General features: G+C 38.1%; 11 protein-coding genes, 1 tRNA gene and 2 pseudogenes. 8 read left to right on the forward strand and 6 right to left on the reverse strand.

Annotated features, from left to right (window positions below; translation table 11 throughout):
- Positions 1-108: 108 nt before the first annotated feature.
- Positions 109-1,927, reverse strand: a pseudogene (locus FIM66_RS04405) (hypothetical protein).
- Positions 1,928-2,209: 282 nt separating this feature from the next.
- Positions 2,210-2,953 carry a carbonic anhydrase gene (locus FIM66_RS04415; RefSeq protein ID WP_140446607.1) on the reverse strand — a complete coding sequence of 248 codons (744 nt, stop codon included), beginning with the start codon at positions 2,951-2,953 and terminating at the stop codon, positions 2,210-2,212.
- Positions 2,954-3,224: 271 nt separating this feature from the next.
- Between FIM66_RS04415 and FIM66_RS04420 the strand changes: the two genes are divergently transcribed.
- The 3 genes from FIM66_RS04420 to FIM66_RS04430 all read left to right on the forward strand — a co-directional run bounded on the left by FIM66_RS04420 (position 3,225) and on the right by FIM66_RS04430 (position 7,124).
- Positions 3,225-4,400 (forward strand): sugar transporter, encoded by a 1,176-nt coding sequence (locus FIM66_RS04420; RefSeq protein WP_140446608.1) that lies wholly within the window; start codon positions 3,225-3,227, stop codon positions 4,398-4,400.
- Between the two features lie 167 nt (positions 4,401-4,567).
- The gene (locus FIM66_RS04425) at positions 4,568-5,947 is read left to right on the forward strand and encodes an HP1184 family multidrug efflux MATE transporter (protein ID WP_140600087.1); all 1,380 of its coding nucleotides are present in this window, start codon (positions 4,568-4,570) and stop codon (positions 5,945-5,947) included.
- Positions 5,948-5,972: 25 nt separating this feature from the next.
- Positions 5,973-7,124, forward strand: coding sequence for a cation:proton antiporter (locus FIM66_RS04430; RefSeq protein WP_000542870.1), 1,152 nt, complete (start codon positions 5,973-5,975; stop codon positions 7,122-7,124).
- Between the two features lie 8 nt (positions 7,125-7,132).
- On the opposite strand, the gene FIM66_RS04435 is transcribed toward FIM66_RS04430, so the two are convergent.
- On the reverse strand, positions 7,133-7,894 hold the full coding sequence (locus FIM66_RS04435) for a tRNA 2-thiocytidine biosynthesis TtcA family protein (RefSeq protein WP_140600088.1): 762 nt from the start codon (positions 7,892-7,894) through the stop codon (positions 7,133-7,135).
- Positions 7,895-7,913: 19 nt separating this feature from the next.
- On the reverse strand, positions 7,914-9,206 hold the full coding sequence (locus tag FIM66_RS04440; protein ID WP_341352271.1) for an MFS transporter: 1,293 nt from the start codon (positions 9,204-9,206) through the stop codon (positions 7,914-7,916).
- 172 nt (positions 9,207-9,378) lie between these two features.
- Between FIM66_RS04440 and FIM66_RS04445 the strand changes: the two genes are divergently transcribed.
- The 4 genes from FIM66_RS04445 (at position 9,379) to deoD (ending at position 12,776) form a co-directional block, all read left to right on the forward strand.
- Positions 9,379-9,456 (forward strand) — tRNA-Met (locus FIM66_RS04445).
- A 109-nt stretch (positions 9,457-9,565) separates the two neighbouring features.
- Positions 9,566-10,822 carry a NupC/NupG family nucleoside CNT transporter gene (locus FIM66_RS04450; protein ID WP_140600089.1) on the forward strand — a complete coding sequence of 419 codons (1,257 nt, stop codon included), beginning with the start codon at positions 9,566-9,568 and terminating at the stop codon, positions 10,820-10,822.
- Between the two features lie 11 nt (positions 10,823-10,833).
- The gene (locus FIM66_RS04455; protein WP_140491017.1) at positions 10,834-12,075 is read left to right on the forward strand and encodes a phosphopentomutase; all 1,242 of its coding nucleotides are present in this window, start codon (positions 10,834-10,836) and stop codon (positions 12,073-12,075) included.
- Entirely contained in the window at positions 12,072-12,776 is a 705-nt protein-coding gene (gene deoD / locus FIM66_RS04460) for a purine-nucleoside phosphorylase (RefSeq protein WP_123921196.1), read from the forward strand. Before FIM66_RS04455 ends, deoD begins: the two co-directional genes overlap by 4 nt.
- A gap of 145 nt (positions 12,777-12,921) precedes the next feature.
- Here deoD and FIM66_RS04465 read toward each other — a convergent pair whose 3' ends face one another.
- Together FIM66_RS04465 and FIM66_RS04470 are read right to left on the reverse strand one after the other, a co-directional pair.
- A complete protein-coding gene (locus FIM66_RS04465) occupies positions 12,922-13,434 on the reverse strand; it encodes a GIY-YIG nuclease family protein (RefSeq protein WP_140478726.1) in 513 nt (170 codons plus the stop codon).
- Positions 13,394-14,691 (reverse strand): annotated as a pseudogene (locus FIM66_RS04470) (Eco57I restriction-modification methylase domain-containing protein). Before FIM66_RS04470 ends, FIM66_RS04465 begins: the two are co-directional and overlap by 41 nt.
- A 665-nt stretch (positions 14,692-15,356) precedes the next feature.
- Here FIM66_RS04470 and FIM66_RS04480 point away from each other — a divergent pair.
- The coding region (locus FIM66_RS04480) for a SabA family sialic acid-binding adhesin (protein ID WP_140600091.1) at positions 15,357-16,840 on the forward strand (1,484 nt) is incomplete at its 3' end.

Raw genomic sequence — 16,840 nt, forward strand, 5'->3', positions numbered from 1 at the left:
TAATGAGTTTTATTAAAAATGAAGCAACTAAAACCCTACTTTTTAAAACATTAAGGCTTTAATTGTCAGTATTTAATGAAATAGCACTAGCGTTATTAAGTAACTTTCCTATTCAAACATATCCAACAATTCAGGTGATGTCTGGTATTGGTATTTATAGTCGTTACCTCTAAAGTGGTAAGCACCCTCAAAGATTTGAGCGGTCAATACATTTTTAATTTGTGGTAGCTTCACATTTTTAAGTGCTTCTCTTGGGACTTCAATAACCAACTCGTCTAACGCTTGGTCGCTTAAAGGGTTATCAATATCAAAAACGAAACTCAACGAATTGTGTAGCGAATTATAAGTAACCTTGTCAATTAACGCATAGGTTAGTCTCACTCCCTCTGCTTGCTCTATGGCGGTAACGATGCTTTTAGATAGTCTAGGGCTGATGTTGTTAAGCTGTGTCGCTAAATCTGTCGGCGAGATAAAGCAATAACCTGCATCGGTGTCAATGGTGTTAGCAAGCACTTTAGCAATCAATGTCCTACTCACTTTTTTGCCTTTTAGCATAGCATTGACAACCTTACGCACTTTAATATTGTGGTTATAACTTTGTCTATAACTTTTGCTTGTGATACATTTTAGTTTTTCTCTCCTAAAGACAGCGTCTCGTTCCCAACTTTCTATCTCATCAGCAAAGAATAACTTTTGATAACCATTAGCCCTAGAACAATTCTGTCTATCTCTAATACTAGCTTTAACCAAGTTTGCGACCTCTAGTCTTTCATCAAAGTCTTTAGGGAGTTTCATAGCGGTTATTTTAGTCTTAACAACAAGGTCTTCAAAGGTTACACCATATTTGTCTTTTTCAGGGTGTTTCTTAAAGAAAGTATAAACTTGGTCTTTTAATCTTGTGAGAGCGTTTGGCAATTCAGCAGGGGTGGAGAATGTAATGTTATCAAATGTAGCCCATACATCGCCAAAATCGTTAGGTAGGGCGCTTACCAATTCCACTTGATACCTGTCGTTTTGAAGCACAATAGCGTTCTCACAATAGCAAATCGCCTCTTGATTAAAATGTCTCCCCAATAGTAGTAACTCGCTCGCCAAATCAAATGATAAACTCATAGGTTGGTGTGAGAACACAAAGGAACTGACTTCTTTGTCTGGGAATAGAGCGTCATCAGTGTTTTCTTTCCAATAACCTGTTACTTGTAGATAACCTAAAAAGTGTCGCTTTTTGTCTAATAGAGATTTTAGCTCTTGTGTTCTTTTAATATTGTCTTTTTGAGTGTAGCGGTATCTTTTGACAAATTTATCGCTAGACATAAAGTCTCTCATTGTGGCTTTGCTGTTTATAAATTTATCAACATAACTCTCACCTAACACACTAACCAAAATTTCATAAATCTCCCCAACTAAAGTCGCATATTCAGGGAGAACTTTACCTTGTGGCATAAAGAAGTCTTTAACTTTAATAGGGTGTGTAGCGTTTTCTTTCGCTTGAGCTAAATAAAGCTTTGTTATCTTGTCGTTTTTACTAGGTGTCAATCCGCTCTTATAAGCACTCATCAACAAAGCTCTTTGGTCTTTATCAAAGTCTTTAATAAAATCGTCTTTAAAATGCCTAGTCGCAGAGATAGTTCCAAAAGGTAGTCCGCTTTTGATTTTCTTAAGAATATTACCAAGACTAGTGGCTTCAATGGTAGAGCCTTTAATAGTCTCTTTATCTTGTTCTCTTTTAAGTCGTGAGAGTTCCTCACCAAAAGCATCTAATGTCGCTCTTAAAGATAAGCCCTCTTTTACCTTTACTCTAGGTCTAGTTGATTTAGCTAGTCTTTTCTTCTAATTCTTTATCAATAGCCTTTGTCAAAGAATAGTCTCTTGTTCTGTTCTCTGTCTTGCCATTTTCAAATTCTAAAAAATCGTAACTCAATAGCATTTTGTGTCCTTTCGCTTTAAATTGATTTTAACCGCTCTTTAGCAATGGAGCGATAATTATATCTAACTTTAGCTAAAAATTGATTGTAGCCCATTTTACGCCTTGTAGTTTAGGTAAGATTTTATCAAATCTTTAGCAAACGCTTTCAATTCATTAAGAGAATGATAGTCTCTCTTTTGACAATACAAATTGACTTTAGATTGTGTGGTTGCAATTTTTAGCGTTGTTTTTTTATGAAGAATGGTTTTTATCTCTCTTTTTTTAAAAGAGAGAGTTTTCATTTTAGCGGGTCTCAGCTGAGCTTTTAATGATTACGGTGTTGTAGTCAGGTTGGACGGGGCGTTGGTTAGGCGAATTTTTCATGCGTTTTTTGATTTCAGCCAATTGTTTGGCGGAGACTTCCAAAGGCTCTTCTATGACAAACCATGCCACCCCTTCTGTGCAAGGAGGAGCGGTGAGAGAGCCGTTAAAATGGTAGTAATTGATGTTTTTAGACAAGAAAGCGTCTAAAGCCACTTCTTTAAAATTTTGTTTCTTTTGAATGCCTTCTAAAATGGGATCAAGGTTGGGGTTTTCTTTCCCTTCTTCAAAACCAATCGCTAAGACTAATAAGCGCCCTTTAGCGTCTTTATGCACGAAATGCGCACTCAAGGGCCTGGTTTTATTATTGATTAAAAACTCCATAGGGGCGTGGAAATGCACATTATCCAGCACATAATCATGCCCTCTATAATTAATGTGGTTAGTCGGCTCAAACGAAGCCTTTAAAGTGTGGTGGGTGAAAAAGACCGCTTTAGGTTTAGAAGCGGCGTATTTGAATTGCAAATCGGCTTTATCTTGCGTGTGGTAGTAATGCTCAATGTTGATGGGCGATTGGCTTTTACCGCTTTTGCACACTTCAAAATCTTTGTGCAATTTGTCCCAGCGGTGCGGGCCATTTTCTTTATTTTTATAATCCCATTTGGTGTTTTCAGCGCCTATAAGAGAAGCCGTAAGCGCTAAAGCGATCAAAAAAGTTTTTTTCATTTTAATTATCCTTTATTCTAAAATTCTAAAATATTAAAAAACAATTAATTCTAGCGCTTAATCAATAATGACCGCAGTTACAAAAAATAGATTGGTTAAAAGTTGGAAATGATTTTAAATTCTGTTTTATATGGTAACAACCCCATTAAATTAATGCGCCTATGGAGCGGGAATATTTGTTTTAACTAGTTCCCAATTTACAAGCGGTTAAAATTTTTGTCTTATACTCCAAGTTTTCAAATGGAATAAAATTTAACCCCTTAAGATTTAAATGATGATAACCAAACAATCGTATCAAAAGTTCGCCTTAATGCGGGTTTTTGTGTTTTCGCTTTCGGCGTTTATTTTTAACACCACGGAGTTTGTCCCTGTCGCGCTCTTATCAGATATTGCGAAAAGTTTTGAAATGGAGAGCGCAACAGTGGGGCTTATGATCACTGCTTATGCATGGGTGGTGTCTCTTGGCTCATTGCCCTTGATGTTGCTTAGCGCTAAAGTTGAAAGGAAACGCTTATTGCTTTTTCTTTTCGCCCTTTTTATTGCTAGTCATATCCTTTCAGCGCTAGCGTGGAATTTTTGGGTGCTTCTCATTTCTCGTATGGGTATCGCTTTTGCCCACTCTATTTTTTGGTCCATCACGGCTTCTTTAGTCATTCGTGTCGCGCCAAGAAACAAAAAACAACAGGCTTTAGGGCTGTTAGCGTTAGGGAGTTCGTTAGCGATGATTTTAGGGTTGCCGCTTGGGAGGATCATTGGGCAAATTCTAGATTGGCGCTCTACTTTTGGCGTGATCGGGGGCGTTGCGACTCTTATAATGCTGCTTATGTGGAAATTGCTCCCGCATTTACCGAGTAGAAACGCAGGCACGCTCGCAAGTGTCCCTATATTAATGAAACGCCCGCTTTTAGTGGGGATTTATTTGCTTGTGATCATGGTTATCTCTGGGCATTTCACCACTTATAGCTATATTGAGCCTTTTATCATTCAAATCAGCCAATTTTCTCCTGACATTACGACGCTAATGCTGTTTGTTTTTGGGTTAGCGGGCGTGGCGGGGAGTTTTTTATTCGGTCGTTTGTACGCGAAAAATTCAAGAAAATTTATCGCTTTTGCAATGGTTTTAGTCATTTGCCCGCAACTCTTGCTTTTTGTGTTTAAAAACTTAGAGTGGGTGGTTTTCTTGCAAATTTTCTTATGGGGGATTGGGATCACTTCACTCACCATTGCGTTGCAAATGAGAGTGTTGCAACTCGCACCAGATGCTACGGATGTCGCGAGCGCGATTTTTTCGGGAAGCTATAATGTGGGGATTGGATCAGGAGCGCTGTTTGGCAGTATTGTGATCCACCAATTAGGGCTAGGGTATATTGGCTTTGTGGGTGGGGCTTTAGGTTTGTTGGCGCTATTTTGGCTCAGATTCATTACGATAAAATTTAAAAAAACATAAAGAGCGTTAAAAGGATTAACCCAATAAAGGAAATCCCTTTTTTGCTAAAAACCATTTTTTAAAATTTAATGATACGGCTTGAATCCAACCGTGTTAACGGATAGATTGTCTCTCTTTTTATGTTAAAATAGAAAAATTTGTCATAAATTTTAAGTGGTGTGTTTTAAATGCTCAAAAAAAAGATTGATTTGCATAAAGATTCTATTAGGAAGCTCTTTTTTTATTATTTTATCCCTTTAGCTTTTTCTATGATTTCACTTTCCACTTACTCTATGATAGATGGCATGTTTGTGGGCAAGAAACTGGGTAAAGAAGCTATCGCTGCGGTCAATATCGCATGGCCTATTTTTCCAGGACTCATTGCGTATGAATTGCTTTTTGGTTTTGGGGCAGCGAGTATTGTGGGGTATTTTTTGGGTCAAAATAAAACCCATAGGGCTAGGCTTGTGTTTAGCAGCGTGTTTTATTTTGTAGCTCTAAGCGCCTTTATTTTGAGCATGGCGTTATTGCCTTTTAGCGAAACTATCGCGCGTTTTTTTGGGAGTAATGACGCTTTATTGAGCATGTCCAAACGCTACATTGAAATCATTTTAATGGGCACGGTTTTTATGGTTTTGCACCCTTTAGCGGATGTTTTTGTGGTGAATGACAAACGCCCCATTTTAGCGATGGTAGCGATGCTGATTGGCTCGTTAGCGAATATCTTTTTCAACTACTTGTTTATTTTTGTTTTGGAAGTGGGGGTTCAAGGCAGCGCGATAGCCACCGTGATAGGGCATGCGATAGGGGTTTTAGTCTTAATGCAACATTTTTGGCGTAAAAAAGGGCAATTGTATTTCATCAAACGATTTTCTTTGTCTTCAGTCATTTCTTCAGCTAAAAGCGGCGTGCCTCAAAGCACGGCAGAATTTAGCGCTTCTATTATGATTTTGTTGTTTAATACCGCTATCATGCACACGGCTGGGGAAAGGTTTGTGAGCATGTATGGGATCGTTATGTATAATGCGATTATCTTTTTTACGACTTTGTTTGCGATTTCTCAAGGCATCCAACCGATTGCGAGCTTTAGCTATGGGGCTAGAAATTTAGAGCGCGTGAAAGAGGTGTTTGTCTTTGGTTTGAAAGCAGCGTTTTGTATAGGGGTTGTTTTCTATGGTGCTTATTATTTCTTAGATGAATTTTTAATCAAACTCTATTTACAGCCAAGCGAACAAGACCCCCTTTTTATGCAAGAGACTAAAAGAGCGATGAATATTTATTATGTTGGCTATGTTTTTTTAGGCATGACTTTGTTGTGCGCAGTGTTTTTCCAATCCATCCAACGCACCAAAAGTTCGTTCATCATCACCCTTTCGCACACGCTGGGGTTTATAGTTATTCTATTGCCGATTTTAAGTCATTTCTATGGGATTAATGGCGTTTGGGTAACTTACCCTATTGCTCAATTTTTAGCGTTTTTAGTAGCGTTAGGGGTAACTTATTACGAAATCAAAAAAGGGGTTTTCACCACTTATAAAGAGAAAAACCCTATCGCTTTGAAAACTTAACCAATAAATAAGGTAAAATTAAGACATGCATGCAGAATTTTTCACTTTCGCGCTCATCATGCTTTTAATCGTGATGGCTCCCTATATGTCTAGAATCTCTCGTTTGCCCATCACGGTCGTGGAGATTTTATTTGGGTCTGTTGGGGCGTATGTGGGTTTTATTGAGCCAACTAAGGGCTTTGAAATCATGTCTGAAATTGGCTTTTTGTTTTTAATGTTTTTATGCGGTTTGGAAGTGGAAATTTATTTGTTTAAAAAATTAGGGGTTTCTCTTTTAAAACGCATTTTTGCTTATCTGTTGATTTTATACACGCTTTCGTTCATCCTTACTTTTAGCCTTAATTTAGAGCCTATTTTCATGGTGATTTTCCCTATTATCAGTTTGGGCATGATCATGACTTTAGTCAAAGATTATCGTAAAGAGATTTTGTGGCTTGATTTGGTTTTAAAAGTGGGCGTTATCGGGGAATTATTAAGCATTTTTGGTTTGGTGGTCGTGGATGGGGTGTATTCGCATGGTTTGGGCATGGATTTGATTAAAGATTTAGGCATTCTCATTGTTTTTTTAATCTTAATTATCGTGGCGTTTCAAATCTTTAAGACTTTGTTTTGGTGGTTCCCGCATTTAAAGCTTTTTGTGATGCCTAAAAGCAGTCAGTTTAACCAAGATGTGCGTTTTTCGCTCATGCTCTTTTTTTCCTTAGTTGCGATCGTGGTGTGGCTCAAAATAGAAATGGTTTTAGGGGCGTTTCTAGCGGGGTTAGTCGTTTCTACTTTTTTCCCTCATAAGTCAGAATTGATCCACAAGCTCAATGATGTGGGGTTTGGGTTTTTTGTGCCTTTGTTTTTCATCCATGTAGGCTCTACTTTAGACTTAAAATTAGTGTTTTTAAACCCGCATTTGATCCTCCAAGGGATATTGATTGTCATAGCGATGTTGAGTTTGCACTTGATCACTTCAACCTTATTGTGGCGCAAATACTTTAAAGAAGCTAAGCATTTGTTTTCATTCGCCTTAGGGGCTTCTATGCCTTTAACTTTTTTAGTAACCACCGCAGCAGTGGGTTTAAAAGCACAAGCGATCTCGCAAAACACCTACTACGCGTTGCTCATGGCGGCTATCTTTGAAGGGGTGTTATTCACGATTGCGATCAAAATGCTCAACAAAAAAGCTTGAATAAAAGCTTAAGCGTCTAAATATCTAGCGTCGCTAAAGCTGTTCGCTTGAACATTGTTGAATGCGTTTTCTAAGCTATCAAAGAAACGAGGGTGCAAGTTTTGCACTTCTTTTAAGAAATTTTTGGTGGCTAATCGCGCGATAGGGGGCTTATCAGAGGTGGGCTGCTTGGCTGGGCAGTTGCAATCAGGAGCAACCGGGATATTTTGAGAAGTGACAAAGTGAATGCTGCTGGCTTCTCGAACCTTAATCAAAGGGCGGATCACCAACAAGCCGTTTTCAGCCCTATAAATGGGGGGCATGCTCCTTAAACTCCCATTATAAGTGAAGTTCATAAAAAAGCTCTCCACCGCATCATCTAAATGGTGCGCGATAGCGACTTTATTATAGCCTTCTTCTAAGGCTTTAGAATACAAAGTCCCTCGCCTCAAACGAGAGCAAAACGAACAAAACGAGCTTTTTTCACGGCGTTTTTCGTTGATCGTGGCAGCGATTTGGGTGTAAATGATCTCATGCTCAATGCCTTGCTCTTGGCACAAATCGCTCAACCATTTCAAATCTTCGCCCAAGCCATAATGCACGGTAACTGCTTTAAAATCAAATTTGAAAGGGGCATGTTTTTGCATCCTGGCTAAGATGCAAGCGAGCATGATAGAATCCTTGCCCCCGCTCAACCCTAACAAGATTTTATCGCCTTCTTCTATGAGTTTGTAAGTGGCGTTTGTCTTGCCTACAATGTGCAAGACTTTTTTGGAAATTTCATAGGCCATTTTTGATCCTTAATTATGTTTATTTTCTAAATTTTTGCGCTAAGCGAATGATTTCTTCTTCGCTAATGTGATCGGAATTATATTTCACAATAATGATTTCTTCGCTAATATTGACATACCATTCAATGATTTTGTCCCCTAAAGTTTCAAATTGTTCCTCATTATAAGCGTCTAAGGGGAAATAGACATTTTTTTGCTTGGAAGGGTTATGGAGTAAAAAGAGCGATAAACCCCAAATAAGCCCTAAACCTACAACGATTAAGCTTGTGTTAGAAACGCCTAAATGATGATAGCTCAACCCCCCACTCACGCCCCCAACAAAGCTCCCTAAATAGCCAAAAGTAGTGAATTGCCCTAAAACCTTGCCTTTTTCATGCACTTTAGCGAACTTAGACGCTAAAGATTGCATGATAGGCTCTAAGGTGGCAAAGCCAATAAAGAAAAACGCCACCCCAAGAATAAAGAGCCATAAATATTTCCCTAAAAAGCTAGAGTCGGCTAAAAACAAGCACAAATAACTCATAATAAACAATAATACGCCAGAAAGCATCACCCCTTTAGGCTTATTGTATTTTTCAGCCATAACGCTCGCTATTCCCATGCTTAAAACCCCTAATAAGGCTCCAGGCACATACACTAAGATCAAAAAGCTTTCATCTTTATGAAATTCATTCACTAAGGCTAAAGGGATCAGCACAAAAATAAGCGTCATGAACGCTTTTTCAAAAAAAGAGCTTAGATACAAAAGATACAAGGCTTTAGAGTTGGGTTGATAAGCTTTTATGTTTTTGATTTGGTAAGAAATTTTAGGGGCGTCTTTGACTTTTAAAAGCATCAACAAACTCAATAAAGTTAAGATCGCCGTGAGCAAGAAGAGCCATTTTGCTCCCCCAAAGAACGCCACAACCCCAGGGCCTATGGCCATGCTTATGGTGAAGCTAATGAAAATAAACGCCCCCATGATGGCCATCGCTTTGGTGCGCTCTTCTTCTTTCACTTCATCAGCCACCATCGCGCTAATAACCCCCCCTAAAGCCCCCATGCCTTGAATGAAGCGCCCGATAACGAGCGTAATAATATCATTCGCTATAAAGCACACTAACGAGCCAGCTAAAAACAATAATAAGCACACCATAACCACCACTTTACGGCCGATTTTATCGCTAAGAATGCCCATGGGGGTTTGAAAAATAATTTGTGTGAGATACGCTCCGCCCACAGCCAACCCCACGAGTAAAGGACTGCTTGAATGGAAACTATCCGCATACAAACTAATGACCGGCAAAACAATAAAAAGCCCCAAAAACCGCAACGACGACACTAACGCTAATGGAAAAATTTTCTTAAACATGCGGGTTATTTTACAAGAAAATGCCCAACTTTTGTCATCAATTTGAGGAAGTAGGATTGATGATAAAAGTTTAATGTAATTTTAATGGATTTTTAAGAAAATTTTTTGTATAATCTTATTCTTTTATTTTTTTGTCAAGGTAGCTCAGCTGGTTTAGAGCGCTGGTCTCATAAGCCGGAGGTCGGGGGTTCAAGTCCCCCTCTTGACACCATGATTTGATTTAATATTCATTTAATATCCGTTTAATCTTTTTTTTAGCAAACCTAAACTACAATAACTCTGCATCTTTTAATTTCTTTAATTTCTTTAGGGATTTGACGATGATTTTTAGCTCTCTTTTTAGTGTTGTAGGGATGGCGGTGCTTTTTCTTATTGCTTGGGTGTTTTCTAGCAATAAAAGGGCTATAAATTATCGCACGATTGTCAGCGCCTTTGTGATTCAAGTGGCTTTAGGGGCGTTGGCTTTATATGTGCCTTTGGGTAGGGAAATGCTGCAAGGCTTAGCTAGTGGCATACAAAGCGTGATTTCTTATGGCTATGAGGGGGTGCGTTTTTTATTTGGCAATCTCGCTCCAAACGCTAAGGGCGATCAAGGGATAGGGGGGTTTGTCTTTGCGATCAATGTTTTAGCGATCATTATCTTTTTTGCTAGCTTGATTTCACTTCTATATTATTTAAAAATCATGCCTTTATTTATCAATCTCATTGGTGGGGCGTTGCAAAAATGCTTAGGCACTTCTAAAGCAGAAAGCATGAGCGCAGCGGCTAATATTTTTGTAGCACACACCGAAGCGCCCTTAGTCATTAAACCTTATTTGAAAAGCATGAGCGATTCAGAGATTTTTGCGGTCATGTGCGTGGGCATGGCTAGCGTTGCGGGGCCTGTGTTAGCTGGGTATGCGAGCATGGGCATTCCTTTGCCTTATTTGATCGCTGCTTCGTTTATGTCCGCTCCTGGGGGGTTGTTGTTCGCTAAAATCATTTACCCACAAAACGAAACCATTTCTAGCCATGCAGATGTTTCGGCAGAAAAGCATGTCAACGCCATAGAAGCTATCGCTAATGGGGCAAGTACAGGGCTAAATTTAGCCTTGCATGTGGGAGCGATGCTTTTAGCTTTTGTGGGGATGCTCGCGCTCATTAACGGGCTTTTAGGGGTTATAGGGGGATTTTTAGGCATGGAGCATTTGTCTTTAGGGTTAATTTTAGGCACGCTCTTAAAACCCTTAGCCTTTATGTTAGGCATTCCTTGGAGTCAGGCCGGGATTGCCGGAGAAATCATAGGCATTAAAATCGCGCTCAATGAATTTGTGGGCTATATGCAGTTATTGCCTTATTTGGGCGATAACCCTCCTTTAATCTTGAGTGAGAAAACTAAAGCGATCATCACTTTTGCGTTGTGCGGGTTTGCTAACTTAAGCTCAGTCGCTATGCTCATTGGAGGGCTTGGCAGTTTAGTGCCTAAAAAGAAGGATCTCATTATAAGGCTTGCTTTAAAAGCGGTGCTTGTAGGCACGCTTTCTAATTTCATGAGCGCGACTATCGCCGGGTTATTCATAGGACTAAACGCTCATTAAAAGGACGAAACATGCAAAAAAGAGTGGTGATTTTATTATTGGATTCTTTTGGTATAGGGGCTAGCGAAGACGCTAAAGATTTTGGCGATTTGGGGGCGAACACTTTAGGCAATATCGCTAAGGCTTGTTTCAATAACTTGGCTGATTCTAACGATCGCAATGGGGCTTTGAAACTGCCTTATTTAGAGAGTTTGGGTTTAGGGTTGAGCGCTTTAAAAGCCACAAATGAATTGCCCTTAGGCTTTCAACCACAACCCAATTTAATAGGGGCTTACGCTTACGCCAAAGAACTTTCTAGCGCTAAGGATACGATTTCTGGGCATTGGGAGATGATGGGTGCGCCCGTTCTTTTTGAATGGGGGTATTTTAAAGACAAAAATGATTCGTTTCCTAAAGAAATTTTAGATGAAATCATGCACAAAACTAAGATTAAGGGCTATTTAGGGAATTGCCACGCATCAGGAACAGAAATCATCAAAGATTTAGGCGAAAAGCATTTAGAAACTTTATACCCCATTTTTTACACTTCAGCGGATTCGGTGTTTCAAATCGCTGCGCATGAAGAAAAATTTGGGCTTGATCATTTATACGCTCTTTGTGAAGAAGCGTTTCAAATTCTAGAGCCTTTAAAGATCGCCAGAGTGATCGCACGCCCCTTTATTGGCGCCAATAGAGAGGATTTCAAACGCACCGCTAACCGCAAAGACTATGCGATAAAGCCCCATAAAAAATTGCTTTTTGAAACATTCATTGAAGAAAAACAGGGCGAAGTCATTAGCATTGGGAAAATCGCTGATATTTACGCTCATGTGGGGATCACTCAAAAGTTCAAAGCCGGTAGTTTAATGGAATTATGCGATGTTACTTTAGATCAAGTCAAAAACGCCCCAAACAACAGCTTGATTTTTACGAATTTTGTGCATTTTGATAGCGATTATGGGCATCGGCGTGATGTCAGCGGGTATGCTAACGCTTTAGAGTATTTTGATTTGCGCTTAAAAGAGGTTTTAGACAATTTAAAAGAAAACGATTTGCTCATTCTTTGCGCCGATCATGGGTGTGATCCCAGTTTTAAAGGCACCGATCACACACGAGAATACATTCCTGTTTTGTTCTATCACAAGGATTTACAACCAGCCTTTTTAGGCAAGAGCGAGTCGTTTGCGGATATTGGGCAGAGTATCGCTTATTTTTTGGGATTAAGCCCCTTAGATTATGGCAAAAACTTACTAAAATTTAAAGGACAACCATGACCCCTCACATCAACGCTAAAATCGGCGATTTTTATCCTCAATGCCTTTTATGCGGCGATCCCTTAAGGGTGAGCTACATTGCGAAAAATTTTTTACAAGACGCTAAAGAGATCACGAATGTGCGTAACATGCTAGGCTTTAGCGGGAAGTATAAGGGTAAGGGGATTTCTTTAATGGGGCATGGCATGGGCATTGCGTCATGCACGATTTATGTAACCGAACTCATTAAAACCTATCAGGTTAAAGAGCTTTTAAGGATTGGCACTTGCGGAGCGATTAGCCCAAAAGTTGGCCTGAAAGACATTATCATGGCGATTGGAGCTTCAACGGATTCTAAAACCAATCGGGTGCGTTTTTTAAACCACGATTTGAGCGCAACGCCTGATTTTGAATTGAGTTTAAGAGCGTATCAAACAGCAAAGCGTTTGGGTATTGATTTGAAGGTGGGCAATATTTTTTCAAGCGATTTTTTCTATTCTTTTGAAACGCATGCTTTTGATTTAATGGCCCAATACAACCACTTGGCTATTGAAATGGAAGCGGCAGGGTTATACGCCACGGCGATGGAACTAAACGCTAAGGCTTTATGCTTATGCTCAGTCTCAGATCACTTAATCACTAAAGAAGCCTTAAGCCCTAAAGAAAGGGTAGAGAGCTTTGATAACATGATAATTTTGGCTTTGGAGATGATGACGCAATGACGATTGAAAAAATTTTTAAAGAGCAAAAATTCATTCACTCCACTAAGTAAAACCATCAAATTTAGTTCTTTATATATAGCTTTAGTGTGGAGATTATTTGTGACCATACTTTAAAAAACATATGCAATATATAAAAATATTCTTTTTAAGTCTGTGTGCATCCGATAGGTTTTTTATTATGATTTTTAATAAAATTTTCTAAAATCACATTCTCAGCCCTTTTAGAAGTTGAAAAACTATCTTGGTAAGTTTTACCAAATAGGGTATAGGTAGGTTGTTCTGGAAAAAATGCATACACTTGTACGATTTTATTAATCTTTAAGAGCGATTGCAATACAAAATAATTTGTTGTGCTGCAAGTGCCATTTTTACGATATTCTACTTTGCCACAATTATAAGATTGTACTCGCTTCGTGATGGGTGTAATGCTATGACCGATTTTAAAAATTTTACCTTGAATAACAAACACATATACAAGTTCTTCGTTTTTCATATTCTTTTCATCAATGGCGTTGATTTCTAATTTTTCCAAACTATTATTGGGGACTAATTCGCATAACAAATTAAAATACTCTTTGTATTCAAAGTCCTTGTAATCAATTTCATCTTTTAAATCATTAACACTCTTTAAAATTATATCGCTCTTTCTTTTTGCCATAATACGCCCCATTAAATTTTTGGATAAATTCTAATTCTTGCTTGTTTAGAACAATACTTTCCAATAAAGGTAAATGCTGTAACACTCTAATGTTATTAAAATTTCCATAACGAGTGAGATTATTAAGAAATAAATAAATTTCATTATCTAATTCGGTTTTAATTTTTAAGGCCTCTTCGTAGTTTTTGCAACGCACAAACGCAATGCTTTGTGTCATACCGCAATTATCAATAAATGTGCTGTATTGATTAGTCAAAGATAAAAAGACTTTATAGCCTTCTTGGTATTTGTGGGGGATTTTACTATATACGACTTGACTAGGGGTATGGATAATCTTATAAGGGTAGTCCTTATTTTGAATGGGCGATAAAAATTCTTTTTTGGTTGTCCTGTGTAGAAAGCTTGTCGTTTCTATTTTGTAGGTAGGTAGATGAGTATTATTGATTGTTTTATCTAAAATGTTACAAACTAATTCATTCAAATACAAGGGAATGAAATTTAAATGAGTTTTAAGCGAAACTCTTTGTCTGTCTTTTAAAACATAATGATTTTCTACGCTAAAACTTTTTTGATTAGAGACTTTTTGCAATAAAAACCAAGTGAAAGATGAGCCAACTTTTTTAAAGTATTTTTTAGCTCCACCAATATTAAGATGGATAAATTGATATTGTGAGAGTAAATTGGGTAAAACATTCCTATCTGAAAAACTCATCCAATGATTAGGCACAATGAATAAAATATAACCTCCATTTTTTGTAAGCTCTAAGGCTTTTTTAATAAAGTCTCTTGCCAGATTATGATTTTTAGAAGTGCGACCTAGCGCATTAATTTAGCAAAAGGCGGGTTAGCCACGATTAAGTCATAAAGCGTAGCCCTATCAAATTTTAAAAAATCCTTACAGCTTAAATGGATATTGCTCCCAAAATATTTTTTAACATGCTCAATGCGTTTAGGGTTAATCTCATTAAAATACAGATTGTTTAGAGAAGTCTTAGTCTCTAAATAAGCAAAAAAATTCCCATTCCCACAACAACAATCTAAAATTTTTAAATGTTCTTGTTTAAAAAAATCGCTTGGGATAGTGTCTATCATTTCTTTCACACAATCTAATGGGGTGCAAATATCATTAGAATTAACAAAATGACTTGTGTCAAAATTGAGTGTGTCAAAATACGCTTTAATTTGCGAAAAACTATGCAATTTGATGCGTTCGTGATTTAAAAAAGGGCGTTTTTCTATCAAAGGGAGAGTTAACACTATTTTTGAACCTTTTTAATTTTATTGGCGTTTCCTAAATCCATTGTATCATATCCACCTTTATAATTTCGTTAGTGTTTATTTTCTATTTCTTAAGAAATAAGCTTTTGATTATCTTTTATAAAAAATCTATCGTTTTTTGGCGGAGTTTTTAAAATCTAGTATTCCAAGCAAAGAACGCTAAAAAGAATATTGGGGCTAATTTAAAAGAGTTTTATAACCCCATAAGTTAAGGATAAACTTTAAAGGAAAACCCTTAAAGCTAAAAGCCTTAAGGGAACTTTGGAAAAACTAAAGCTATCGTTTTACAGAAACTTCGTTTGACAAAACTACCGCTTCAATAAAACAACAACTTTACACCCCAAAAATGAAATTTCAAGGTATAATGTTTTCCAAGAGTTTTTGCCATGTTTGGTAGCCATGACAAACTCCTTTTATGGATTTATCCCCATAATTGCACTTATGGGGGTGTTTATTCTACAACAATCTTTCTAAAACCAAATCCCAATTAAATTAAAAACACTCTTAAAAGTTTGATTGAACGCATCAAAACACCCTAAAACTTTTTTGAAATCCAATAAATTTGTGGTAAAATTAAACGCATTGTAAATAAATTCTCATTTTGATACATTTTTGCAATAAAACATTACTCTAAGGAACATTTTATGAAAAAAACGAAAAAAACGATTCTGCTTTCTCTAACTCTTGCGGCGTCATTGCTCCGTGCTGAAGACAACGGCGTTTTTTTAAGCGTGGGTTATCAAATCGGTGAAGCGGTTCAAAAAGTGAAAAACGCCGACAAGGTGCAAAAACTTTCAGACGCTTATGAAAACTTAAACAAGCTTTTAGCTAATCACAGCCATTCCAATCCAGAAGCGATTAACGCAAACAGCGCCACAGCGATCAATCAAGCGATTGGTAATTTAAACAAAAGCGCGCAAAGTTTGATTGATACAACAGACAATTCCCCTGCCTATCAAGCCACGCTTTTAGCGCTAAAATCCACGGTGGGGTTATGGAATAGCATCGCTTATGCAGTCATATGCGGAGGCTATACGGATAAACCCAATCACAACACCACAGAAACTTTTTACAACCAACCAGGACAAAGTTCAGATTCAATCACTTGCGGTGGGCATGTGGGGTTACTTCAAGCAGGTAAAAATAGCTCTCTAACCATTGAACAATTTGCAACGCTCAATAAAGCGTATCAAATTATCCAAGCCGCTTTGAAACAAGGTCTCCCTGCTTTAAGCAATACAAAAAAAACGGTGGAAGTAACCATTAAAACAGCAACCAACGCTAACAACATTAATGTCAATAACAACAATAACAATGCCGCTGATGCTACAATCAGCATAACTGATACTTATATTAACGATGCGCAAAACCTTTTAACCCAAGCGCAAACCATCATCAACACCCTTCAAGACAATTGCCCGATGTTGAAAGGGAAATCTAATGGTGGGACTAATGGCGCAAACACCCCTTCATGGCAAACGAGCACTAACCAAAATTCGTGTAGCGTTTTTGGCACGGAATTTAGCGCTATTTCAGACATGATTAGTAACGCTCAAAACATCGTTCAAGAAACCCAACAGCTTAATACTACCCCACTAAAAAGCATCGCCCAACCCCATGATTTCAACCTTAACTCTCCTAATAGTGTTGCTTTGGCTCAAAGCATGCTCAAAAACGCTCAATCCCAAGCAGCGGTTTTAAAACTGACCAATCAAGTGGGGAGCGATTTTAATAGAATTTCTACAGGAGTTCTTAAAAATTATATAGAAGAATGCAGCGCGAATGCTTCAAGTGAAAGCGTTTCTAATAACACTTGGGGGAAAGGCTGTGCGGGCGTGAAACAAACTCTAGCTTCGCTAGAAAGCAGCAACGCTTCTTTTTCTAGCCAAACGCCTCAAATCAATCAAGCTGAAACCCTAGCCAACACCATTGTTCAAGAACTCGGTCATAACCCTTTCAAACGGGTGGGCATCATTAGCTCTCAAACCAATAACGGAGCGATGAATGGCCTTGGGGTGCAAGTGGGTTATAAGCAATTTTTTGGAGAAAAGAAAAGATGGGGGTTAAGGTATTATGGTTTCTTTGATTACAACCACGCCTATATCAAATCCAATTTCTTCAACTCGGC

The organism is Helicobacter pylori (assembly GCF_006439795.1).
GTDB lineage: Bacteria > Campylobacterota > Campylobacteria > Campylobacterales > Helicobacteraceae > Helicobacter > Helicobacter pylori_CR.

What these genes read in the sequence shown, in the direction of transcription:
- deoD (WP_123921196.1), top strand. Translation starts at nt 12,072, where the DNA reads ATGACCCCTCACATCAACGCTAAAATCGGCGATTTTTATCCTCAATGC.
- FIM66_RS04450 (WP_140600089.1), top strand. Translation starts at nt 9,566, where the DNA reads ATGATTTTTAGCTCTCTTTTTAGTGTTGTAGGGATGGCGGTGCTTTTT.
- FIM66_RS04465 (WP_140478726.1), bottom strand. Translation starts at nt 13,434, where the DNA reads ATGGCAAAAAGAAAGAGCGATATAATTTTAAAGAGTGTTAATGATTTA.
- FIM66_RS04435 (WP_140600088.1), bottom strand. Translation starts at nt 7,894, where the DNA reads ATGGCCTATGAAATTTCCAAAAAAGTCTTGCACATTGTAGGCAAGACA.
- FIM66_RS04415 (WP_140446607.1), bottom strand. Translation starts at nt 2,953, where the DNA reads ATGAAAAAAACTTTTTTGATCGCTTTAGCGCTTACGGCTTCTCTTATA.
- FIM66_RS04425 (WP_140600087.1), top strand. Translation starts at nt 4,568, where the DNA reads ATGCTCAAAAAAAAGATTGATTTGCATAAAGATTCTATTAGGAAGCTC.
- FIM66_RS04455 (WP_140491017.1), top strand. Translation starts at nt 10,834, where the DNA reads ATGCAAAAAAGAGTGGTGATTTTATTATTGGATTCTTTTGGTATAGGG.
- FIM66_RS04420 (WP_140446608.1), top strand. Translation starts at nt 3,225, where the DNA reads ATGATGATAACCAAACAATCGTATCAAAAGTTCGCCTTAATGCGGGTT.
- FIM66_RS04430 (WP_000542870.1), top strand. Translation starts at nt 5,973, where the DNA reads ATGCATGCAGAATTTTTCACTTTCGCGCTCATCATGCTTTTAATCGTG.